General features: G+C 70.8%; 11 protein-coding genes. All 11 read right to left on the minus strand.

Going from position 1 to position 23,613, the window contains the following annotated elements; translation table 11 throughout:
- Positions 1-9: 9 nt before the first annotated feature.
- The gene (locus OG444_RS13745) at positions 10-1,638 is read right to left on the minus strand and encodes a glycosyltransferase family 2 protein (RefSeq protein ID WP_327262444.1); all 1,629 of its coding nucleotides are present in this window, start codon (positions 1,636-1,638) and stop codon (positions 10-12) included.
- A 70-nt stretch (positions 1,639-1,708) separates the two neighbouring features.
- Positions 1,709-3,154: a GTPase ObgE gene (obgE, locus tag OG444_RS13750; protein WP_327262445.1), complete on the minus strand. Its 1,446-nt coding sequence runs from the start codon at positions 3,152-3,154 to the stop codon at positions 1,709-1,711.
- Positions 3,155-3,331: 177 nt separating this feature from the next.
- The gene (rpmA, locus tag OG444_RS13755) at positions 3,332-3,586 is read right to left on the minus strand and encodes a 50S ribosomal protein L27 (protein WP_030027134.1); all 255 of its coding nucleotides are present in this window, start codon (positions 3,584-3,586) and stop codon (positions 3,332-3,334) included.
- A 13-nt stretch (positions 3,587-3,599) separates the two neighbouring features.
- Complete coding sequence (rplU, locus tag OG444_RS13760; RefSeq protein WP_030715748.1) at positions 3,600-3,920, minus strand: 50S ribosomal protein L21; 321 nt, start codon at positions 3,918-3,920, stop codon at positions 3,600-3,602.
- A gap of 209 nt (positions 3,921-4,129) precedes the next feature.
- A complete protein-coding gene (locus OG444_RS13765) occupies positions 4,130-4,612 on the minus strand; it encodes an SUKH-3 domain-containing protein (protein WP_327262446.1) in 483 nt (160 codons plus the stop codon).
- Between the two features lie 32 nt (positions 4,613-4,644).
- Positions 4,645-11,589 carry an RHS repeat-associated core domain-containing protein gene (locus OG444_RS13770; protein WP_327262447.1) on the minus strand — a complete coding sequence of 2,315 codons (6,945 nt, stop codon included), beginning with the start codon at positions 11,587-11,589 and terminating at the stop codon, positions 4,645-4,647.
- 95 nt (positions 11,590-11,684) lie between these two features.
- Positions 11,685-15,302 (minus strand): LamG domain-containing protein, encoded by a 3,618-nt coding sequence (locus OG444_RS13775; RefSeq protein ID WP_327262448.1) that lies wholly within the window; start codon positions 15,300-15,302, stop codon positions 11,685-11,687.
- Complete coding sequence (locus OG444_RS13780; protein ID WP_327262449.1) at positions 15,299-16,879, minus strand: integrin alpha; 1,581 nt, start codon at positions 16,877-16,879, stop codon at positions 15,299-15,301. The genes OG444_RS13775 and OG444_RS13780 overlap by 4 nt, the downstream gene beginning before the upstream one ends.
- Before the next feature lie 340 nt (positions 16,880-17,219).
- Complete coding sequence (locus OG444_RS13785; RefSeq protein ID WP_327262450.1) at positions 17,220-21,266, minus strand: Rne/Rng family ribonuclease; 4,047 nt, start codon at positions 21,264-21,266, stop codon at positions 17,220-17,222.
- Between the two features lie 235 nt (positions 21,267-21,501).
- Complete coding sequence (locus tag OG444_RS13790) at positions 21,502-22,281, minus strand: TIGR03936 family radical SAM-associated protein (RefSeq protein WP_327262451.1); 780 nt, start codon at positions 22,279-22,281, stop codon at positions 21,502-21,504.
- A 126-nt stretch (positions 22,282-22,407) separates the two neighbouring features.
- Positions 22,408-23,493, minus strand: coding sequence for a hypothetical protein (locus OG444_RS13795; protein ID WP_327262452.1), 1,086 nt, complete (start codon positions 23,491-23,493; stop codon positions 22,408-22,410).
- Positions 23,494-23,613 lie beyond the last annotated feature (120 nt).

The following is a 23,613-nucleotide window of genomic DNA, read 5'->3' on the forward strand; positions in this document are numbered from 1 at the left end:
CCGGGGCCGTCAGCCCGCCCCCCGGCCCGACCGGGCCCGGTGGAGGCGGTTGCGTACGAGGTCCAGTGCTCCCTCGGCACCCGGCGCGAGGCGCAGTGCGAGGGCACCGGCCCCCGTCCGGTAGGGCTGCGCCAGCAGAACACCGTACCGGCTGCTGGGCAGCGCCTGGCGGCGGAGCAGCCGGCCCCGGGGGCGCAAGGAGGTGAACACCGAGCTCCCGTCGGCGCACCGCACGCCCACCCCGACGTTCCACGCCTGCATCCTGCGCAGCCCCCGGCGGCGGCCGGTGACGGCCAGATCGGCGAGGCGGAAGGGCAGAACGGCGATCCAGCCGCCGCCGTGGCCGGGGTCGGGATCGGGCTTCAGTTCGACCGGCTGCGCCAGGACCGCCTCGCCTCCCGCACGGGCCATGAAGCTCAGCTGCGCGGTGACGGGCCCCGCCTCGGCGAGGCGCCCGTACAGGTCGTGCACGCGGATCCGGACGGCGCCGCGGCCGGCCGGTTCGGCGTCGACGGTGACGGGCAGCCCGGCGACCGGCAGCGTGCGCAGGCCGGCCAGCTCCACCGGGAGCTCGTCGCTCCACACGGGCTCGCCGGAGGGGCCGTTCGCGTACGGGGGCAGCAGCCGCGGCGGTTCGGCGGCGAGCCGGGTGAGCCGCTCGACGTCGGCGGGCGGGGTGGGGGTGGCGCGCAGCACGGAGACGATCCAGCGGGCATGGGCCGCGGCGGACTCGATGTCGGCCTCGGGGAAGGTGTCGACGTACTCCCGGGTCAGGGTCCACCAGGCGGCCTGGTACTCGGGGTCGCGGCCGAGCTCGCGCAGGTACATGCGCAGGTCGTACTCCAGGAACTTCACCCGGCAGGCACTGCCCAGCAGCGGGGAGGCCTCGGAGAGGATCCGGGCGGCCGTGCGGTGCGCCTCGACGCGCGAGCGCCAGTTCCCGACGTCCTTGCGGTCCAGGGAGATCGACTTCTGGGCGGCGCTGCGGCGCACGTGCCAGACGTAGACGAGGTCGCCGGTGACGGCGATGCGGGGGGCCGCGGCGAGCACCCGGGCGGTGAAGACGAAGTCCTCGTAGACGAACCGGCCGTCGGGGAAGCGCAGGCCGTGCTCCTCGAGGAAGGCGCGCTCGTACAGCTTGTTGACGCAGAGGGTGTCGCGGACGAGATCGGGCCGGTCCGCCGGGCGTTCGATCACATCGCCCGGGGTGTGGAGTCCGCGCATCCACGGCACGTCGTGGCCCTGGGGCAGCTCCCGCCGTACCGCGGCGCCCACGGTGACCGGGGCGCCGTGTTCCCCTGCCGTGCGGACCAGGGCGTCGGCCGCCCCCGCCGGCAGGATGTCGTCGCTGTCGAGGAAGAGGACGTACCGGCCGGACGCGGCCGCGATCCCGTCGTTGCGCGGGGTGCCGCACCCTCCGCTGTTCTCCGTCCGGTGCACCACCTTGAGGCGGGGGTGGACGGCGGCCAGCTGGTCCAGCACCTGAGCGGTGCCGTCGGACGAGGCGTCGTTCACCGCGATGACCTCGGTGACCACCGGGCCCTGGGCGAGGGCCGAGGAAACGGCCTCGCCCACGAGCCCGGCGTCGTTGTACGCGATGACCACGACGGAAACCGTGGGGAGGTTGCTGCTGTTCACCCGGAAGATCCTAGGCGACCGACGTAAAGGCGCCTTCAAACCTTCCGGGCACATGTCCCTCGGGAAGGAATCAGAACGGCCGGAACTCGTCGTACTCCTGCTGCGCCGAGTCGCCGCGCTTGGCGTCCTTCTCCTTGCGGCGAGTCGTGGCCGGGCGCGGAGCATCCAGGCGGTGGTCCTCACCGCGGCGGCCCAGCATCTCGGCACCGGCCATCATGGTCGGCTCCCAGTCGAAGACGACGGAGTTCTCGTCGGAGCCGATGGCCACGCCGTCACCGGCGCGGGCGCCGGCCTTCTTGAGCGCGTCCTCGACGCCGAGGCGGTTGAGGCGGTCCGCGAGGTAGCCGACGGCCTCGTCGTTGTTGAAGTCGGTCTGGCGGACCCAGCGCTCGGGCTTCTCGCCACGCACCTTGTAGACGTCCTCGGCCTCGTCGTAGGTGACGGTGAAGCCGGAGTCGTCGACAGCCTTCGGGCGGATGACGATACGGGTCGCCTCCTCCTTCGGCTTGCGGGCACGGGCCTTGGCGATGCCCTCGGCGAGGAAGTAGGAGAGCTCCTTCAGGCCGGTACGGGCGACCGCGGAGACCTCGAAGACCTTGTAGCCGCGGGCCTCCAGGTCCGGGCGGACCATGTCGGCGAGCTCCTGGCCGTCCGGGATGTCGACCTTGTTGAGGACGACGAGACGCGGACGCTTCTCCAGGCCGCCGCCGTAGAGCCTGAGCTCCTCCTCGATGACGTCGAGGTCGGCGATCGGGTCGCGGTCGGACTCCAGCGTGGCGGTGTCCAGGACGTGCACCAGCACCGAGCAGCGCTCGACGTGGCGCAGGAACTCCAGGCCCAGGCCACGGCCCTGGCTGGCGCCGGGGATCAGGCCCGGGACGTCGGCGATCGTGTAGACGGTCGAGCCGGCCGTCACGACGCCCAGGTTCGGGACGAGGGTGGTGAAGGGGTAGTCCGCGATCTTCGGCTTGGCCGAGGAGAGCACCGAGATCAGCGAGGACTTGCCGGCGCTCGGGAAGCCGACCAGCGCCACGTCGGCGACGGTCTTGAGCTCCAGGACGATGTCGCCGGTGGTGCCGGGGACGCCGAGGAGCGCGAAGCCGGGGGCCTTGCGGCGGGCGGAGGAGAGCGCGGCGTTGCCGAGGCCTCCGCGGCCTCCCTCGCCCGCGACGTAGGTGGTGCCCTGGCCGACGAGGTCGGCGAGGACGTTGCCCTCCTTGTCGAGGACGACGGTGCCGTCCGGCACGGGCAGGATCAAGTCCTGTCCGTCCTTGCCGGAGCGGTTGTCGCCGGCGCCGGGCTGGCCGTTGGTGGCCTTGCGGTGCGGGCTGTGGTGGTAGTCGAGCAGGGTGGTGATCGACTGCTCCACCACCAGAATGACGTCGCCGCCGCGGCCGCCGTTGCCACCGTCGGGGCCGCCGAGCGGCTTGAACTTCTCCCGGTGAACGGAGGCGCAGCCGTGGCCCCCGTTACCCGCGGCGACGTGCAGCTCGACGCGGTCCACGAAGGTGGTCATGGGTGTTCCTCCAGATACAGCGGGGATAGTCCGGAAAATCCGGTGGCAGGCCTTGCTGCCCATTAAACGTGTCTATGTGACAACGCGCCGAGGGCGGACCTCTCTTCCCGGCTCGCGCCGGAAAGAGCTGAGATCCGCCCTCGGGAAGTTACGTACGCTTGATCAGCAGAAGCTGGATCAGGCGGCCGGAACGATGTTGACGACCTTGCGGCCACGGTGCGTGCCGAACTGAACGGCACCCGCCTGCAGCGCGAACAGCGTGTCGTCGCCGCCACGGCCCACACCCGAACCGGGGTGGAAGTGGGTGCCGCGCTGGCGGACGAGGATCTCACCAGCGGAAACGACCTGACCGCCGAAGCGCTTCACGCCGAGCCGCTGAGCATTGGAATCGCGCCCGTTCCGGGTGGACGATGCGCCCTTCTTGTGTGCCATGTCTCAGTCCCTCTTACTTCGCAGCCGCGGGGATACCGGTGACCTTGATCGCCGTGTACTGCTGGCGGTGACCCTGGCGACGGCGGTAGCCGGTCTTGTTCTTGTAGCGCAGGATGTCGATCTTGGCGCCCTTGTGGTGGTCCACAATCTCGGCCGTGACCTTGATACCGGCCAGGACCCACGGGTCGCTGGTCACGGCGTCGCCATCGACAACGAGCAGGGTCGAGAGCTCGACCGTGTCGCCAACCTTGGCAGTGGAAATCTTGTCAACCTCAACGATGTCACCAACAGCAACCTTGTGCTGGCGACCACCGCTGCGCACGATGGCGTACACGCGGATCTCTCTCTCGCTCGATTCGGGAACCCCTGAAGCCAGCCGGCCCCGCGGGAACCGCAGGCCGGCCTCCCCCGCGCCGCGAGGCGGTACGGGAGGTGAGGTGCTCAGTGGATGGCGTGCACATAGACACGCCAGCGACCCAGGTTACGGGCCCCGGTCTGGGGGGTCAAACCGGGGCCCGTAGCGACCCGAGGGTCAGCGCGGCGTCAGACCTGCTGCTTGGGCCACCGCTTCTGCCCCGCGGGCGCATGAACGCAGACCAGCGGCCGATCCGCACTCACCATGAGGTCCAAGCCCTCGGAAGGCGTACGCCCAATGCTCCAGATCAGGCCGTTCGCGTAGGCGGCCAGTACGCCGTCCCCCCTCATGAAGACGTGCGAGTAGCTGAGCCACCATCCAACGGGAAACCACGAGCCTCCGATGGCCGACCCGATCGCCAAGGATTCGTCCAGGTGCCTGCCACCGGCCCCCAAGGCGTCGACGAAGAACGGTTCGCCGTTGACGAAATTGGGACCCTCCTCGCGAGCCGGCCCGATCCGCAATCCCCGAAACGATTCCAGGAACGCGGTTGCCGCAGGACTCGGGATGTAACCCTGCATCTCCAGGGTCCGAATATCGGCGGACACCTCGATTCGACGCTCCGGGTACCAGCCGGCCTGCCGCAGAGCGGAAACCGTTGTCGGATTCAATTGGGAAACGTAATTCGCAGGATTATCGCCCACTAATAATTCACCCCCAATTTGTCCATCACTCGCCGACACCCCTTGCACGGACGGGCAGGTGTGCCGTGATCGCCCTTGGGCTGATCGCTCACATGCACCACGGTCATGTTCCCACCTCGGGCTCCTGCCTCGCCTTCTCTGGCATACGCCTTGCTGAGGCACTGGGTCTCCGCGCATCCGCCGTTCATCGGATGGTCCAGCTCATCGAAGACGTCCGCCATGTAGTCCGGAGCCGTGACGGATTCCTTGTTGTCCGAACGGTAGACGTGACCGCTCCGGGATTGATATTCGGCAGCATAGTCACTCCCCCTTATCTCAGCCGCATCGGCCTGCGCATCGAGAGAGGCCTCGCCACAGTTGTGCACCAGCACCGGAGTGACCCCGGCCAGCACATAGTAGGCGTGAACATCCTCAATGGTGAGGTCATGGGTCTGGCGCAACTCGTTGAAGAATCGCATCCCCGACAGCTCGACGGTATTGCCTGCCGGGGTCCGCAGGCGCATCCCGGGCTTCAGGTCACCGGCCTCGATGAAGCGCTGTTCCGACTCGACCCAGAACGGGTGCGTGACGGTGGAGACGAGTGCCGCTTCGCCTGATTCGGTGTTCATCGTGAGGTCGACGAAGTCCTTGTCGTCCGCGGTGACGATGGTGCCGACGACTTCACGCGTCACGGTCTCGCCCGTGGACGGATCCGTTGTGGTGATCCGGTCCCCGATCTTGACGTCTTCGATCTTCTTCGTCGATCCGTCGTCAAGAAGGACTTCGGTCCCCGGAAGGAAGCTGTGCTTACCCTGAATCGGGCAGCTCCCGCCGGAACCCCTCAATCGAGCCTTGACCGCCGCCAGGGCTCCCTTGGCCTTTTCGACCTTCTCCGAGGTCTTGAACCAGCTCTTGACCCCGTCCACCAAGTCGAGCGCGAGCCCGCCCAGTTTCTTGGCGAGGGCTGCGGCCTTGCCCCACTCGGTCGGCCACGCATACTTCTTGGCAATCTTGCCTGCGATGCCGCCGGCGAAGCTGCTCGCGATGTTGAGCGCCGTTTCGCCGCACGCACCCAGGTCACCGCTGGAGAAGCAGTCCAGAGCCGCAGTGATACCAAGCTCGTCCATGAGGATCTTGGCGATCTGCTTGACGGCATTCTTGATCTTCGCCTTGGTGCGGTTGTGCTCGCCCTCGGCATTGCGCAGATTGTTTTCGGCCTCCGTGGTCGGCGGGTCGGGGTTCTTCTCGGGCTTCGGGGTCCACTTGCCGCCCGTGCAGTCGTCCCTGCCCCGGCAGAAGTCCCGCTCGTCCGGGTCGTACAGGCCGCTCGGGTCGCTCGCGGAGACCGGGCGGTTGTGTGCGTAGGCGTACGCGTTCAGCTGCTGGGCGTCACTCGTGTCGACGACCGGGTCCGGGGTGATGAACTTGCCCAGGAACGGGTCGTATTCGCGGGCCCCGATCGTCGTGAGGCCCGTGGACGCGTCGATCGTGCCGCCGACGAAGCCCTTCTCGCCCTTCCAGGTGCCCTGGGGGGTGCCTCGGCTGTTGCCGTACGGGTCCATCCGCCGCTGGGTGACTGCACCCGTCGTGGCGTCGATGGACATCTCGGCCGTGCCGTGGTGGTCGGAGGCCAGGAACGACAGCTTCTTGTCCGGGGTGCGGATCGCGACACTCTGGCCCGCGAAGGCGTAGTACCGCGTCGCCTTGGCCGTGGTCGTCCCCGCGTCCAGGCGCAACTCCATGCCCGGCAGGTACACGGTGGTACCGGTGGCGTCCTTGCGCTGGACCCGGCTGCCGTCCGGGCCGTAGAGGAACGTCGTCTCCGACGCCTCGTTCGTGCCCGGCGTGGTGACGTCGTCCGGCTGACTGTTCTTGACCGGGTCACCGAGGGCGTTGTACTCCAGGGTCTGGGTGTTGCCTCCGATCGTGCGGGTGGTGGTGTTGCCGGCCGTGTCGTAGCCGTAGGTGTACTGGCGATCGCCGGTCGGGGTGTTCTCCACGACCTTCTGGACCTGGTGGCTGCCCGCCTTGTAGGTGAAGGTGCGCTTGACGTCCTTCGTGGCGTTCAGCCCGGTGTCGTGCGCCGTCTCGGTGAGGCGGTTGCCGACCGAGTCGAAGGTGTAGGAGTTCCAGTACGGAGCCGGGCCGCCCAGTGCGGAGGCACCGGGGGCCGTGTTGCAGGCCGCCGGACCCGAGCCCGAGACCGGGACCTGGCTGCCGACCGTGCCGGACGCACCGGCCGCGGCCTTGGTGGTCGCCGGGGTCCAGGACTCCGTCATGCGGGCCTGGTAGTCGTACGCGAAGCACTGCAGGTCGGGCGTGCCGCTGCCTGCGACGTCGGCGATGGACCGGACGTTGCCGATCTGGTCGTAGGAGTAGTTCGACTCCTTCACCGGACCCGTGGCGGAACCGTAGACGTCCACCTTCGAGTTCAGGAGCCGGTCGGTGCCGGTCTCGTACTGGAAGGTCTGCCAGACCTTCTTGCCGCCGTTGTTCAGCTCCAGCTGCTGCAGGAGGGTGCGGCCGGACCAGATGGCGTTGGTGACGTACGACGTCGTGCCCGTCATGCTCTTCAGGCGCTGGATGTCGTCGTAGCCGTAGGCGAGGCTCTCGGCATCGAGACCGCCCGCCGCCGGGAGCGAGTCGCTCTGCTTGGTGCCGTCACGGTTGTAGGCGCTGGCGAAGACGTAGGTGCCGGCCAAGCCCGTGCCGGAGGAGGCGGGGACCGTGTAGGCCGTCTTCAGCGGCTGGTAGAACTCGTCCATCGCCTGGGTGACCGAGGCGAAGTACTCCGTCGCGTTGATGTAACGCAGCGACGCCCACTGCTTGCCCAGCCAGCCCGCCTTGTCGTACCGCTGCTCGGTGAGCTTGGTGCCGGTGTCCGCGGGGCCGTCCCACGTCGTCAGGACGCGGTCGAGCTTGTCGTAGACCGTCGAGACCGTCTTGCCGCGGGCGTCCGTGGTGGACGTCGGCCGGTCGGCCGCGTCGTACGTGGTCGTGCGCTTGCCCGAGTCCGGGTCAACCGCCTCGATCTGCCGGTCGAGCTGGTCGTACTTGTAGGTCCACACGTTGTTCGCCGGGTCGGTGAGCTGCTTGAGCCTGCCCGTCGGCGTGTAGGTGTACTTGGTGGTGTCGTAGCCGGAGGTCGGACCGTTCGGCACCGGGGAGGCGCTCTTGTAGTGGCGGACCTCGGTGGTCCGGCCCTGGCCATCGGTCAGTGTCGTCGTGGGGGTGCCGCCGACCGGCGGGTCCACGTGGGTGCGGTCGCCGCCGTGGGTGACCGTGGTCCGCCACTGCTCACCGCCGGCCACGGCGGAGATCTGCGCGGTGGTGCGGCCCAGGCCGTCGTACTCGTACAGGGTCTGCGCGCCGACGTCGCCGTTGCGGACGATCAGCAGCTCGTCGGAGGCCGCGCCCGCCGCGTTGTACGTGGCGTTGACCTTGGCGATCTTGCTGGTCGGGGTGTAGAAGGTGTCCGCCACCATGCGGGTGCCGGAGGGGCCTTCCGTCTGCTTCTGACGCGGACGCAGCAGGCTGTCGTACAGCTCGTACTCGGCTCCGTAGGAGCCGTCGATCTCGATCTTCTCGGTCTTTACGGAGACCGGCTTGTCGAGGCGGTAGTTGTAGCTGTACTTGACGCTGGGCGTCTGGCCCCCGCTCTTCGAGCGGTCCGGGAGCCAGACGGAGACCAGGCGGCCGAGCGGGTCGAACGCCACGTCGCCGCGCTTGCCGTTCGGGTCGGTCTGCCCGGTGGACAGGCCCCAGGCGGGGTCGAAGTCCCTCGTGTTGACGTGACCGAGGGCGTTGGTGACCTTGGTCTGGGAGATGAGGCCGTTGACGTCGGTGTACGCCGTCTTGGTCTCGGCTGCCGAAGCGTCGATCTGGGACGTCGGACGACCGAAGGCGTCGTACGTAGTCGTGCCCGTGACCTTGTAGGTGGCCGCGGTCCCGTTGTGGGACGTCATGCGCTCGGTCTGCGTCGCGTTGCCCACCGTGGGCGCGGCGCCGAAGGCCAGGCCGTCGTACGCGGTGCGCTCGTCCGAGATCACCTGCGTCTTGCGGTCGGGGGCGGTGGCGCACTTGACCGAGACGGACTCGACCCGGGACGCCGCGCCGAGGATGTTGGCAGCCGCGTTGTCCGCGTAGGACGTACGGGTACAGGTGTCGTCGGCCGTGGTCGACAGATCGCCCAGGTCCTCCGCCTCCAGGATCCGGCCGGTGCCGTTCGTCAGGTCGTACGTCGCGTTCGACTCGCTCTCGCGACGGCCGTCGCCGCCCTCGGTCACGGTGTAGCCGCGCGTCTTGACGGTCCTGGTGAACGAGGCGTGGCTGGTGCCCCAGGTGTTGGTGTCCGTCGCGGTGTAGTGCCGCATCGGGGTTTTGATGACCTTGGAGACGAGCTTGTCGCCGTCGTAGGTGGCGGACTCCAGCTCGTGGCCGCTGAACTCCTGGTGGTCGGTGTACGTACCGCCCTCGGAGTCGGCCACCGTCACCGAGCGCGCGGTGCCGTCCGGCTTCTTGTCGCCGTCCATGCCCTGGAGGTACGTGTAGTCGATGCGGGTCTTGCCCGCGGCCGACCCGCCGGTGGTCACCTTGACCTTGCCGTAGCCCTGCCAGCCGCCCCAGGTGAGGTACTTGTCCTCGGTCATGCCGTCGGGCTCGGCCTTACGCCAGGCCGCGGGGCCCTGGTACTCGTACTCGGTGACCTGTTCGGGGGATCCGCCTGTCCGGTCGGTCTCGATGACCTGCGCGACGACGTACTTGTGGAACCAGTCGGTGATCGGGTCGAGGAACCCCGGCGGGGACCAGACGACCGGGTAGCAACGCTTGGTGGACTCCCCCGGCTTGGGCAGGGCGTCCTTCGTGCACTCCGCCGGGGCGTAGTTGACATCCAGCTGGGCGCCGGTCTCGCTCAGGACCGTGGACAGACGGAAGCGGTAGAAGGGATCGATGCTCTCGCTCAGGCCGTCGACCCGGTTCTTGAGCTGAGTACCCATCAGTTCGACCGAGGGGACCTTGGCGGTGCCGCCCCTGCGGCCCTCGTGGTCGATCTTGGACAGCCACAGGGTCTTGGACTGGTCGCCGTTGTCGGTGAACTGGTGCGTGAACGTCCAGGCTTCGACGTCGTCGTAGGTCGTGGCGTCCTTGCGGATCTGCGTGGTGACGCCGGTCAGCCGCTGACGGGTCCAGAAGGAGGCAGCGACCTGCGTGGCGTTGCACTTGGTGCTCGGCGCGCAGTACCGGTCCATCGGGACATCGGGCCAGAAGGCGGCGTTCGCCGTCTTGAAGTCGGCCGGGAGGCACTTGAAGGTATCGGTCTCCAGGCAGCGCTCCTTCGTGGTGAACACGACGCGGGCCGGGGCCTTGGCGGAGTAGACGGTGGCCTCGCGCTGGCCGTAGTCGATGCGCTTGAGGTAGCCGCCCGCCGTGTACGCGGTGCCGTTGACGTCGGTCTTGCCGTTCAGGGCGTAGTGGTTCGTCTCCTTGTTGAAGAAGTACGACATGACGTTGCCCTGGCGGTCCTTGACGTAGTCCAGGTTCCAGCGCCAGGCCTGCTGGCAGGAGGCGTTCGCGAAGGTGGCGTTGTAGCAGGGCTCACCCGTGTTGTTGCCGAAGACCGGGAGGGTCCAGACCGAGTCGGTCTGCTCGTTGCCCGTGGCCCAGCCCGGCAGACGGTTCTTGCCGAAGTAGTACTCGGTACCGTCGGACGTGGTGATCTTCCAGTGCTCGCCGTTGTTGTCGCCGTTCACGGCGCCGGTGAGCTGCTCGACCTTGGAACCGTCGTCGGAGGCGAGGCGCCACTTGCCGTCGGCGTCGCCCTTGATGATCTCGTTGGACGAGCCGTTGAGCATCACCGTTGCGTTGTCGAAGGCCCAGCACTGCTCGGCGGACGATGCCTGGCCGTCCTTCGCGCAGGGCTTGTAACGCCGCTCGACGTAGCCGGGCTCGTAGGAGAAGCCCTCACCGACCCAGGAGCCCTGGTTGTTGGTGTCGGAGGTACGGCCGTCCGCGGACTGCGAGGAGTAGCCGAGTCCGAGCGACGGCACCTGGCCACCGGGGACCGGCGGCGTGCGCAGCGGGTACGACCAGGAGAAGCCGCCCGAGGAGTTCGACACGCTCCACTTCGCCGACGGGGCGAGCGGAGTGGCCGCGTAGTTGCCCTGAGAGGAAGAACCGCCCGCGGCCAGGGCCACCATCGAGCCGCCACCGGCCGAGCCGGCCGCCATGGCGGACATGCCCGCCTGGCGCGCCGGGGCGCTCACGTCGGCGGAAACCGTCTTCGTCTTCGGGTCGTTGACCGTCTTGAGCGGCTTGGGCAGGTCGGGACAGGCGGCGGTGCCCGGGTCGGCGACCGCGGCGCAGGCCGGGAGCTGGACGAGCTGCAGGCGGGAGCCGTAGGCGCCGCCGAAGCCGTCGGCGAAGGCCGAGTAGTCGACCTTCAGGCGGACGTCGCCGCCCGCCGGTGCCGTGTCGGCCCGCTGGACGCGCAGCAGGGCGCCGGCGCCGAGCTGGGTGGCGCGCTTGGGGTCGACGACGTCGACCCGGACCTTGCCGGGGGCCTTTCCGCCGGAGACGGCGGCGGCCTTGAAGGACACCGCCGGGGCGGCGGCCTCCTTCGCGGGGGCGACGGCGACCGGCAGGCCGCCGACCTTCACCGGCGCCGGGGCGGTGCCCGCGGCTGCCGGTACGGCGACCTCGGCGCTGCCGCTGCCGGGCCAGACGGGCTTGTCCAGCTTCTTGACGGCCGCCTTGGCGGTGGCGTTCGCCGGGCGGCCCTTGGACTTGGCCTTGGTTCCCTTGACGGGGTCGCCGAAGTTCTGGACTCCGGGCCGCTTGGTGCCGCCGGGGGCCAGTTCCAGCGCCTGGACGGACGAGGCGGACAGGGCGAGGCTCAGGCCGATGACGACTGAGCCCAGTGTTCGCCGGTGTATGCGCCGATTGAGCAATCGGCCGCGTAGAGACATCAGTGCACTCCACAAAAGAGGGGCAGGAAGGTACTGCGGAAGCGGACAGGTGTGCCCGCCCTGCGAGGGGCGGGCACACCTGTCCGGGGAGGGGTCTAGCTCTGGGCCAGCTCGATCGTGCTGGCGAGCTGGACGACGGAGATCGGGTCGAGGGCGCCGTTGTAGGCGCGGACCTCGTCGATGGCTCCGGCGAAGTACTCGGCGTTGCCGCGGGCCGAACGGCCCACCTGGAGCCCGCCGGTGGCGGCCCAGGTCGTGTTGTCCACGCCCTGCGCCGCGGCCAGCTGGCCGTTGACGTACAGGCGGATCTGACCGGCGAACGCGTCGTAGACGACGGCCAGGTGCTGGCCGACGGGGTTGGTGTCGGGCAGGACCTGGTTCTCGGAGAAGGCCGTCACCGAGGCTCCGGCCGTGTCGGTCGTGGCCACGGCCAGCTCCCAGCGCTTGGTGGCGCCCTGGTAGCGGACCTGGACCCGGTTGGCGTTCGTACCGGGCAGCGAGAACACCGTCTGCGAGGCCGTGGCGTCCTGCGAGGCGATCTGGACGCGCGCCGAGAGCGTGAAGCTCGTGGCTCCGGTGACCGGGGCGGCCGCCGTCGAGGCGTAGTCCCCGTTGCCGTCGAGGAGCATGTGGCCCGTTCCGACCATGGCGTCGACCGGCGGCGGGTCGGCCAGCGGGTCGGGGTTCGGGACGTAGATGGCCGCGTTGCCGGCCATCGTCAGGCCCTGGCCGTTGCCCGCCTCGGGGGAGGTTCCGGACTGGGCCGTGTTGAGCTGCCAGTAGCCCTTGCGCTCCGGCCTGACCGTCTTGATGTCGGTGATCTGGGCGGGCAGGAGCGGCCGGCTGAAGACCCGGACCTCGGCGAGGTCGCCGACGAAGGCGTCCTCGTAGCCCGCCTTGTCGATGTGGCGGCCGATCTGCAGTGCGCCGTAGGACTTCCAGGTGGAGCGGCGGACCGTCTCACCCTTGAGGTCCTTGTCGACGTACAGCTGGATCTTGCCCGCGGCACCGTCGTAGATGCCGGTCAGCAGCACCCACTGGTCCTTGACCGGGGTGACACCGGTGGACAGGGCCTTCCATTCGCCGAGGGTGTCGACGTCGTCGACCGGGACGGAGAACTTCCAGGTCTTGGCCATGGCGTCGTAGCCGAGGACGAAGCCCGGCTCGCCGGTGCCGTCCTGGCTGATGACCGTCATGTCGCGGCTCAGGTCCGCGGGCCGGACCCAGGCGCTGACGCTGAAGCCCTTGAGGGTGTCCAGCACCGTGCTGCCCGCGTCGACCCAGCTGCCGGCGGTGCCGTCGAAGCGGGCCGCGCGGTCGATGGTGCCGCCCGGGCCGGGGACGCCGAAGGTGACACCCGGGCCGAAGCCGGCCGGGTACTTGCCCTGCTCCTCGTCGGCGGCGTTGCCGCCCGCCTCGTCGGCGAGGTTCCACTGCGCGGCCGCGGCTGCGCCTGCGGCGACGTAGAAGGAGTGACGGGCGATGGCACTCGGGTGCCCCGCCTTGTCGACCGCGACGACTTCGACCCAGTGCGGACCGGAGCGGGTGGGCGTCCAGGTCACCGAGGCCGGGCCGCCCGCCGTGGTGTTGGCGACCTCCTTGGCGGTCTCACCGGCGAAGGTGTAGCGGTACTTGACGATGTCCGTGTCGGGCACGGTGTCGTTCGGGTTGGGCGAGAAGGTGAACGTGCCGGGAGCCCCGACACCGTCGTGGTAGACGTTGGTGGCCGGGTACTGGGTGCTGAAGACGTTCGGCTTGCCCGGGAACGTCTTGTCGTACATGAACTCGCACTTGCCGCTCCACGGCCCCCATCCGTCGCCGTCATGGGCGGCGACGCTCCAGGAGATGGCCGTGTTCTCGGGGATCGTCGTGCGGGCGGTGTGCTCGAAGGGGGTGGAGCTGGTCGGCGCCTTGTAGTTCGTGTCCTCCTCGTAGGACTTGGCGGCGCCCGCCGCGTCCTTCCACTCCAGCTTGAAGCGGACCTTGACCTGCTCGCCCGCGTCGGCGTCGTTCGCGATGGCGCGCAGCGTCGGCGGCACGTCGCTGTAGGGCCGGCCGGTACCCGTGACGCAGGCGCCACCGGGGTTGGACGACATGGAGGTGGTGTTGATCAGGCCCGGCAGCGTGTTGTAGCTGATGCTCAGGTACGCGTTGCCGCAGACCCGCTTCCAGCCGCCGAAGCTGCCCTCGTTCTGGGCCTTGAGGTTGAAGAGCATCGAGGGCCAGCCCTCGTTGGCCGCGGTGCGCACGCTGTTGGTCAGGCCGCCGGAGGCACCGGACTTGAAGTGCATGTTGGCCTGGGACGTGCAGCTCGTCGGCTGGATCTTCTCGTTGAGCGTCTCCAGCGTCGTCAGCGTCACGTTCTGGGTGTTGTTCCAGTTGCTGCCGCTGTCGATGTGGGCGCTGCTGCCGCCGATCCGCTGGAGCTGGATGGGTTCGGCCCGGGCGTCGGCCCAGTACACGTGCTGGACGCGCGCGCTGAAGGTGGCGCCGAGGATCTGCTTGCCGCTGTAGAAGGACAGCGGGATCTGGAAGGCCACACGGCGCGTGCCGACACCGGCGCAGGAGGCGGCGCTGTAGTCCGTCGGGCACTTGCCCACGCCCGCGCTGCCGGAGTACTGCCACTCGCCCACCGTGGGCTTGCCCGACATGACGCCGGTCCAGCCCGAGCGGTCGGCCGTCTTCTGGATCGGGTCGATGACCACGGGGAAGACCGTCGCGCCGTCACGCAGCAGCTTCTGGTCGGGGACCAGGGTCAGCTTGTCCTTGGACACCTCGATGCCGAGGGCCGCGGCCTTGCCGCCGCCGCCCGGGCCTTCGAGGGCCGGAGCCAGCTCCGCGGCGGCGGCCGGCCCGGTGGGGGCGTCGGCGCGGGCCGCGGACAGCGACTGGGCCACGGCCTTGGGGCCCTTGGTGCGGGCGGCGGCCTCCTGGGAGGCGGCCGAGTCCCACATGGACGGGGCACCGGACTGGAAGACCGTGCCGCCGACCGTGCTGTCCTCGGCGGTGACGGCGCCGTTCGCGTCCTTCTTGTACGTCAGGCCCTTGGCCTTGAGGCCGAGGTCCAGGCGCGTCAGGCGCGGGTCGGCGGCGGCCTGCGGGGTCTTGACGACCAGCAGGTGGCCGAAGCCGTTGGCCTCGGCGCGCACCTTGAGGTCGACGCCCGGCAGCGCGTCCGGGTACGTGGCGGTGTCGCCGTCGAGCACGGGCGCGGGGAGCTTGCCGTAGGGCCAGGTCAGCGCCATCTCATGGGTGTTGCGGGTCATCGTGACGAACGGCTTGCCGGCCGCGCCGTCGGAGAAGGCCAGACCGACGGTGGTCGCCTTCGGGACGACACTGCCGTCCGCGCGCTTGACCAGCGTCTTGTCGATGTCGACCCACTTGCCGTTCTTCACGGCGTGCACCGGTTCGGTGTACTCGCGGGCCGTGTACGAGCCGTCCGGCGCGGCGAAGATCTCCCGCTGCTCGGTGCGCAGGCCGAGGACCTCGACCTGCTTGCCGCTCTTGCGGGCCGCGACCCGGGCCTCCGACTCCGTCTGGACGGGGGTGCCGACGGCGACGGGCTCCTGGGTACGGGCCGTGTCGGGGCCCTCCCAGATGTCCAGGCCGAGGGTGGTGGCCACGACGGCGCCGGCGGTCACCGCGGCGATCGAGGCGCGGCGCAGCACGGTGCGGCCGATGCCGCGGGAGGTGCGTGGCTGGTGCGTCATCATCGGACCACCGTTCCGAAGGTGTTGCGGTCGGCGGGCAGACCGCCCTCGCCGGGCTTGAACGTCTCGGTGGGGGCGCCGCCCGTGCCGCTGATCGTCCACGGGAACACGTAGACCGCGTGGCCCGCGGCGGGGCCGTACGGCATGCCCACGTAGACGCCGGCCGCTCCGCCGCCGATGCTCATCCCGGCGTACTCGCGCGGGGCCTCGGGCGTCGGGATCTCGGAGCCGGGCTCCAGGATCTTGTCGGTCTCGCCGGGCGCTCCGACCATCCCGAACATGTGCACCACGCCCCGGTCGACGACGCCGTTGGCGCCGTCCTCACCCGGGACGCCCACGGCGAGCTTGACGTTGGCGCCGGTGCTCGTGCTGGTCGGGGCGGTGTTGTAGGCGGCGACGCGCTGGCCGAAGTAGTCGCCCGCCTCGGACTCGCCGCCGACGTCGGTGGTGTTCTGGTCGATCCAGGCGAGCTCGGTGTACGCACCCGCCGCGTCGATCTTGAACACCTGGACGGCGCCCGCGTCGACGGTCGTGGACAGGTCCTCGCCCGGGATTCCGACGGCGATGAGGGACTCGGTGGTGCTGGTGGCTCCGGCGGCGCGGTAGGAGGTCGCGGACAGCGCCCGGCCGAAGCCGTCGCCGGTCTCGCAGGCACCGAGCACGTTGGGCGTGTCCTGAGTGATCACGTTGAGCGGCTTGGGGTAGCCCGCCGTGAGGGCGTGGCTGAAGATCGTCACTGCGCCGGATTCGGCGATGGTGCCCTGGGCCTCGCCCGGGGAGCCGACCGCGAGGTGGGTCGCGGTGGCCGCGACGGTGGTGCCGAAGCGGTCGTACTCCTCCTTGGCGTCGGGCACGGCTCCCGCGTTGGTGGTCTCCTGCGTGACGAGCGTGGCCGTCATGGTGGTCGAGCCGGAGATGTAGAGGAAGGCGCCCGCGTCCACCGTGGTGCCGACGTCCTCGCCGGGCACGCCGGCGACGAGGAACGGCACACCGGCCGAGGTCTTGCCCGCGGCGAGGGAGTAGCCCGTCCAGTCGTACGACTCGGAGCCGATGGCGGAGATCAGGCCTGCGCCCTGGACGTACTCGACGCTCGCCTTGCCGGCGGCCAGGCCGGTGGGCGAGCCGTGGACGACGACGATCCGGCCGGCGTCGATGCCCGCGCCGGTGCCGACGTCCTCGTAGGGCGTTCCGATGGCGAGGTCGCTGCAGCCGTCGAGGTCGGCGTCGTACACGGCCATCGAGTAGCCGAACTGGTCGCCCGCCTCGGACCCCCCGGACTTGGCGGTCTCCTGGGTCAGCGCCAGGACTCCCTTGCCGCCGCCGTACACGATGTGCACGACCCCGGCCTTGGAGACGCCGTTGGCGGTGGCCTCGGGGTCCGCGATCGCGGTGTCCCGGATGCCGTCCCCGTTGAAGTCCGATTCGGCCCCGGAGCAGCCGGCGGCCGCGGTGGCCGTGCTCACGAGGGGGGTCGGTCCTGCCGTCAGGGTCAGGGTGAGGGCCGTGGCCGCCAGGGCCCACGATCCTCTGGCGGCACGCCGCCTGGCCGCGCCGTGCGGCGCGGTTGTCGCTCTGCTCACGTAGTGGTTCCGTTTTCGTCGATTTCGAAGCTGCTGAGCGGCAGCCGGAAACCAGGAAGGAGCAACGGAACGTGAAAGATGTGCATCAAAGAGCGACGCGGGCGCGGGTCAGTGCGCGTGCGTCGGCCCATCCCCCCGCTCGCCAGGGATCCCCCCGTGACAAGCCGCTTGACAGCAAGCGTTGAGCCACTGTGGCGTGAACTCGCCCGCTGAACAAGAGTCAATGTCCGACATTAGGTGATCCAGACTCCTAACGGATTGATCACATCCGGAAAAGAAATGGCCCTGCCCGGCACCAACTGGTGCCGGGCAGGGCCGTTTTGAACCGTACGCCGCGAAATCAGCCCTCGGTCGGAGCCGAGACGGACGGCGGCGTCTGCTGCTCCGCCGCCGCGGTCTTCTTCGTCGTCCGCTTCGCCGCGGTCTTCTTGGTCGTGGCCGCCTTCTTGGTCACGGTCTTCTTGGCGGCCGCCGCCTTCTTGGCCGGAGCCTTCTTCGCCGCGGGCGCCTTCTTGGCCGGAGCCTTCTTGGCGGCCTTCTTGGCCGGTGCGGCCTCCTCGGCGGGAGCGGCTTCCCCGGCCGGCGCCGCGACCTCGGTCACCGGGGTCTCCACGACCACCACGGCGGCCTCCGCCGCACCTGCCGGGGAACCGGCGGGCGCGGTGGCCTTACGGGTGGCGCGGCGGCGCGGACGGGCCGGAGCGGCCTCCACGACGGGAGCCTCCTCGACCTCGGCAACGGCGACGGGCTCGGCCTCCACGACGGGCTCGGGCTCCGGCACGACGACCGGCTCAGGCTCGACGACCGGCTCCGGGGCCACCTCGGCCGCGGGCGCCGGGGCGCCCGCCGGGGCGGTGGCCTTACGGGTCGCCCGGCGACGGGTACGGCCCTTCGGCGCGGCCTCCTCGACCGGGGCGACCGGGGCGGCCTCCACGGCTTCGACAGCCTCGACGACGACCTCGGCGGCCGGCTCCAGGACGGTGTCGGCCGGCTCGGCCACCGGCTCGGCGACGACCTCGGCCACGGGGGCCGGAGCCTGCGCCGGAGTCACCGCACCGCGCGGGGCGCCCGCCGGAGCGGTCGCCTTGCGGGTGGCACGACGCCGGTTGCGGCGGCCGCTGATGCCCGCGGCGGCCTCGGCCTCGGCCGGGCTGCCGTAGAGCTCCTCGTCCGCGACGAACTCCGGCTCGGGCAGGGCCCGCGGCGCAGCGGCCTCCGCGGCCACCTCGGCCTCGGATTCAAAGCCCTCCGTGTCGACCGTCTCGACCTCGTGGTCGTGCTGGTCGAACTCGCCACGGCCACCGCGGCGCTTCGAGCGCTTGCCGTTGCCACCGCCGCCGACCACGGTCGGCGTCTCCATGTGGACGATGACACCGCGGCCGTTGCAGTGGACGCAGGTCTCGGAGAAGGACTCCAGCAGACCCTGGCCCACCCGCTTGCGGGTCATCTGGACCAGGCCCAGCGAGGTGACCTCGGCCACCTGGTGCTTCGTACGGTCACGGCCCAGGCACTCCAGCATGCGCCGCAGGACCAGGTCGCGGTTGGACTCCAGGACCATGTCGATGAAGTCGATGACGACGATGCCGCCCAGGTCGCGCAGCCGCAGCTGGCGCACGATCTCCTCGGCCGCCTCCAGGTTGTTCCTGGTGACGGTCTCCTCGAGGTTGCCGCCCTGACCGGTGAACTTGCCGGTGTTGACGTCGATGACGATCATCGCCTCGGTCTTGTCGATCACGAGGGAACCGCCCGAGGGCAGCCACACCTTGCGGTCGAGCGCCTTGGCGAGCTGCTCGTCGATCCGGTACGTCGCGAAGACGTCGACCTCGGAGGTCCAGCGGGACAGCCGGTCGGCCAGGTCCGGGGCCACGTGGTTCACGTAGCCGTGGATGGTCTCCCAGGCGCTGTCACCGCTGACGATGACCTTCGAGAAGTCCTCGTTGAAGATGTCGCGCACGACGCGGACGGTCATGTCCGGTTCGCCGTACAGCAGGCTCGGCGAAGAGGTCGAGATCTGCTTCGACTTCTTCTGGATGTCCTCCCACTGGGCCTGCAGACGCTCGACGTCGCGGCGCAGCTCGTCCTCGCTCGCACCCTCGGCGGCGGTGCGCACGATGACGCCCGCGTCCTCGGGGACGATCTTCTTGAGGATGGTCTTCAGGCGCGCGCGCTCGGTGTCGGGCAGCTTGCGGCTGATGCCGGTCATCGAGCCTTCGGGCACGTAGACCAGGTAGCGGCCGGGCAGCGAGACCTGGCTGGTCAGGCGGGCGCCCTTGTGGCCGATCGGGTCCTTGGTGACCTGCACGAGGACCGACTGGCCGGACTTGAGGGCGGACTCGATGCGGCGCGGCCCGTTGGCCATGCCGAGCGCCTCGAAGTTGACCTCACCGGCGTACAGGACGGCGTTGCGGCCCTTGCCGATGTCGATGAAGGCGGCCTCCATCGACGGCAGCACGTTCTGGACCTTGCCCAGGTAGACGTTGCCGACGTACGAGGTGGCTTCTTCCTTGTTGACGTAGTGCTCGACGAGCACGTTGTCCTCGAGGACGCCGATCTGGGTGCGCTCGCCGGCCTGGCGGACGACCATGACGCGCTCCACGGCCTCACGGCGGGCCAGGAACTCGGCCTCGGTGATGATCGGAACGCGGCGGCGGCCCTGCTCGCGGCCCTCGCGGCGGCGCTGCTTCTTCGCCTCCAGGCGGGTCGAGCCCTTGATGGACTGGACCTCGTCGGACGGCTCGGCCTTCTCGCGGGCCGGGCGCGGCTCGCGGACCTTGACGACGGTACGGACGCCGTCCTCGTCGCCCGCTTCGGCGGTGTCGGCCGCGCTCTCGCCACTGCGACGACGGCGACGGCGACGGCGGCGGCTGGAGCTGGAGCCGAGTGCCTCCTCGGCGTCCTCGTCCTCTTCCTCCTCGCCCTCCTGGTCGGCGGCGTCCTGCTCGGCGGTCTCGGCCTCTTCCTCGGCGGACTCGTCGAGGTCGGCGGCCTCACCGCGACGGCGACGACGGCCACCGCGACGGCGACGGCGCGAGGGGCGCTCGCCCGACTCGTCGCCCTCCTCGAAGTCCGCGGACTCCTCGTCGAGCTCGGCGGCCTCGGCCTCCGGCTCCTCCTCCGCGAGCACCTCGGGAAGGGACACGGGGGCGGACTCGGCGACCGGAGCGGACTCGGCGGCGCCGCGCCCGCGGCGACGGCGACGGCCGGCGGGCTGCGCGGCGGGGGCCGGAGCGGCCGCGGCCTCGGTGACGGCCTCGAGCTCCTCCTCCTCGTCCTCCTCGACCGGGGCGGCGGCGCGGGCGGCCGCGGCGGCCATGGCGGCGGTCTCCGGGGTCTGGAACATCGGCTCGGCGAAGACCGGGGCCTGGAAGACGGCCACGGCGGGACGCGCGGCGCGGCGGGTACGGGCCGGGGCGGCGGGCTCGGCGCTCTCGGCGGGCCGCTCGGCCTGCTGCGGCGCGGCGGCCGGGGCGGCGGAGCGGGTGGCGCGGCGGCGGCCGCCGCGCTTGGGCGAGTCCACGGCGTCCGCGACGGTCACGGCGCGGGTGGCCCGGGGGGCCTCCTCCGCGGCGGGAGCGGGCTCGACGGCCGGGGTCTCCACGGCGGCGGCCTCGGCGGCGGGAGCGGTCACGGCGCGGGTGGCACGACGACGGGCACGCGGAGCCGGGGCAGCCGCAGCCTCCTCCTCGACCGGCGCGGGCGCGGGCGCGGCCTCGGCTGCCGGAGCCTCCGGGGCGGCGACGGCCTCGGTCGCGGGAGCGGTCACGGCACGGGTCGCACGACGACGGGCACGCGGAGCCGGAGCAGCCGCAGCCTCCTCCTCGACCGGCGCAGGCGCGGGCGCGGCCTCGGCTGCCGGAGCCTCCACCACAGCAGCGGCCTCAGTCGCGGGAGCGGTCACGGCACGGGTCGCACGACGACGGGCACGCGGAGCCGGAGCAGCCGCAGCCTCCTCCTCGACGACCGGCGCGGGCGCGGCCTCGGCCGCGGGGGTCTCCGGGGCGGCGACGGCGCGGGTGGCGCGGCGGCGGGCACGCGGTGCGGGAGCGGCGGACTCCTCGGCAGCGGCGGCGGGCTCGGCGGCCGGAGCCGCGGCCACGGCCGGAGCCGGGGTCTCCGCGACGACGGCCTCGGCGGCCGGAGTCACCGGAGCGGCCACGGCGCGGGTCGCGCGGCGGCGGGGACGAGCGGGCGCGGCGGCCGGAGCGGCCTCTTCGGCGGGGGCGGCCGCAGCGGCCTCCGTCACCGGGGTCGTCTCCGCGACGGCCCCACCGGGCGGACCGGCGGGCCGGGAGGCGGCACGACGGCGACGGCGCGGCGGCAGGTTGTCGCTGGGGCTGCCGCTGTCGGCGCTACCAGCAGTGGTGATGTCGTTTTCGTTGTTGAGCATTGCGGGCGGTTCTCCCGTCACGCTCCCGGGCGCCGCGGCTGACTTCCGGTCCGGCACGGCTCCGCGTAATGAGCGCGGAACCGGCCTCCGGGGCGCGTTCGCCACACGGGAGCTGTAGTCCATGGCCGCCGGTTCCGTACGTGTTGTCCGTACGGCCTGGCGGAAGTCTTCAGGTCAGTGCGCGGCCCGACCCAGGTGGCTCCCGAGTGCCAGGGCTGCGCGACGACGGCGTTCCTTACGCGGCGGGACCTTCCGGCGCCTTCGCGTCGGCTGCTACGGCGGCCGTGGGTGGGGCGGCCGTGACAGCCTCGCGGTCGGGCGCGAGCGGGTCGGTCACCGTGCCGGACTCCTCGTCGAAGAGCCCCTGCGCCAGCCTGGTCACCGCTGAGGGGACCGGCGGCGCCAGGTCGGCCACAGCTCGGAGACCGGACAGGACGTCGTCGGGTCGCACGGCAGGTGTCAGATGCCGAACAACCAGGCGCAGTATCGCACAGGCATTGTCCAGCGGCCTATCAGCCGGGGCGGTAAGGGCTTCCAGACTGACGACCGCGCCACGCGTGTCGAAGGTCCGCATACCGTTCTTGGTCCGACGCTGCACCTCCACGGTCTCGGCGGCGAGGAAGGCCGTCACGGCCCGCTGGGCCTCCGCGGGCTCCACGCCGTCCAGGCGCAGCTCCCAGATGGAGGCGGTCAGCCGGTCCGCGAGACCCGAGGTACGGGCCTCGACGGCGTCGATGATGTCGAGCCCGGTCGGCATCGACTCGTCGAGCAGCTCACGGAGCTTCTCGGGGTCGCGGGGCTCGGCAAGGGCGATCTCCAGGTACTCGGCCTCGCTGCCGGTCCCGGTCGGGGCGGCGTTCGCGTACGAGACGCGCGGGTGCGGGGTGAAGCCGGCCGAGTAGGCCATGGGCACTTCGGCGCGGCGCAGGGCCCGCTCGAAGGCGCGCTGGAAGTCGCGGTGGCTGGTGAACCGGAGGCGGCCGCGCTTGGTGTAGCGCAGTCGAATGCGCTGCACCACCGGTGCGGGAGGCGGGCCTTCGGGCTGTCGCTTGCCCAGTGGTTCTTCTCCTTGTGCGGGGCTCCGCGGCTCGCGCGTCGCCCTGAGCGTCTGGGGGCCGTCGGGCGCCGCCCTGCCTCCGGCTCACCCCTGCCGTTCATGGAGGGAGATCTCGGGAGCGGGCGTGTTGCCTGCGGCTGTCGTACTACCCAGAGTACGCGCCCGTGACCTCGCCGGTTCCACGGGAGGAGCACCGAACAGCGCGCGGCGCACCTCGGCCCGCGCCTCACGGACCGCGGCACGGGCGGTCCGCCAGACATCGCGCACTGCGTGCCCGACGGGGGTCAGCACATACCGGTAGACCCGGGACGCGGGCCACCCGACCAGCACCCAGCAGACCCATGAGAGCCCGCGCCACAGAGCGGCGGCGATGCGCCCGCTCACGTGCCAGGCCCATACGAGGACCTGCCCGACCGGGGTCAGGACATACCGGTGGAGGCCGTGGGCCAGCCATGCGATGCCGAGGCCGACGGGCCGCAGCAGGTACCGGTACAGCGCGACCGCCAGCCGTACGAGGCCCAGCCCGACCGGCCGCAGCAGGTACCGGTACAACGCGACCGCCAGCCATACGAGGCCGTGCCCGAGCGGGGTGAGCACGTACCGGTAAACCGCCACGGCCAGCCATCCGATCCCGCGGCCGACGGGCACGAGCACGTACCGCCACAGCCCCACCCACGGCCACACGAACAGCGCCATGCCGAGGACCCACGCGACCCAGGTGACGCCCTTGGCGAGCGGGGCGAGCAGGTACCGCAGCCCGCCCCGGCCGACCCAGGCCAGCGCCCGGCCGAGGGGAAGCAGGACGTAGGTGCTCAGGAGCCGCCCGGCCGGTGCGAACAGGCGGTCGTACGCACCGCGGACCAGCCACGCCAGGCCCCGCCCGACCGGGGTGATCACGTAGCGCCACAACCCGACCCACGGCCATACGAGGACCAGCTTGAACAGGGTGGCCAGCAGCCATCCCAGTCCGCGGAACACCGGCTCGAGGACGTGCGCCCAGAGCGGCCCGAGAACGTGCCGGTGCACGGCTCGGCCCAGGGCGACAAGCAGTTCCCAGGCCACTCGTACGGGCAGTACGACGAGTACGGCGACGATCTTCACGGGAATCCTGATGACGCCCACCAGGCACCCGTCGCCACCGCCGACGGGAGGCCTCTTGTCCGTTTCCATGCAGTGAAGGACACGACAGAGGGTCCCGCCCGTTGCGAGCGGGGGCCTCTCGTGACCCAAGGGTTACTTCACGACGGACAGCGGCAGCAGTTTCCTGCCCGTCGGGCCGATCTGGATCTC

The organism is Streptomyces sp. NBC_01232, assembly GCF_035989885.1.
GTDB lineage: Bacteria > Actinomycetota > Actinomycetes > Streptomycetales > Streptomycetaceae > Streptomyces.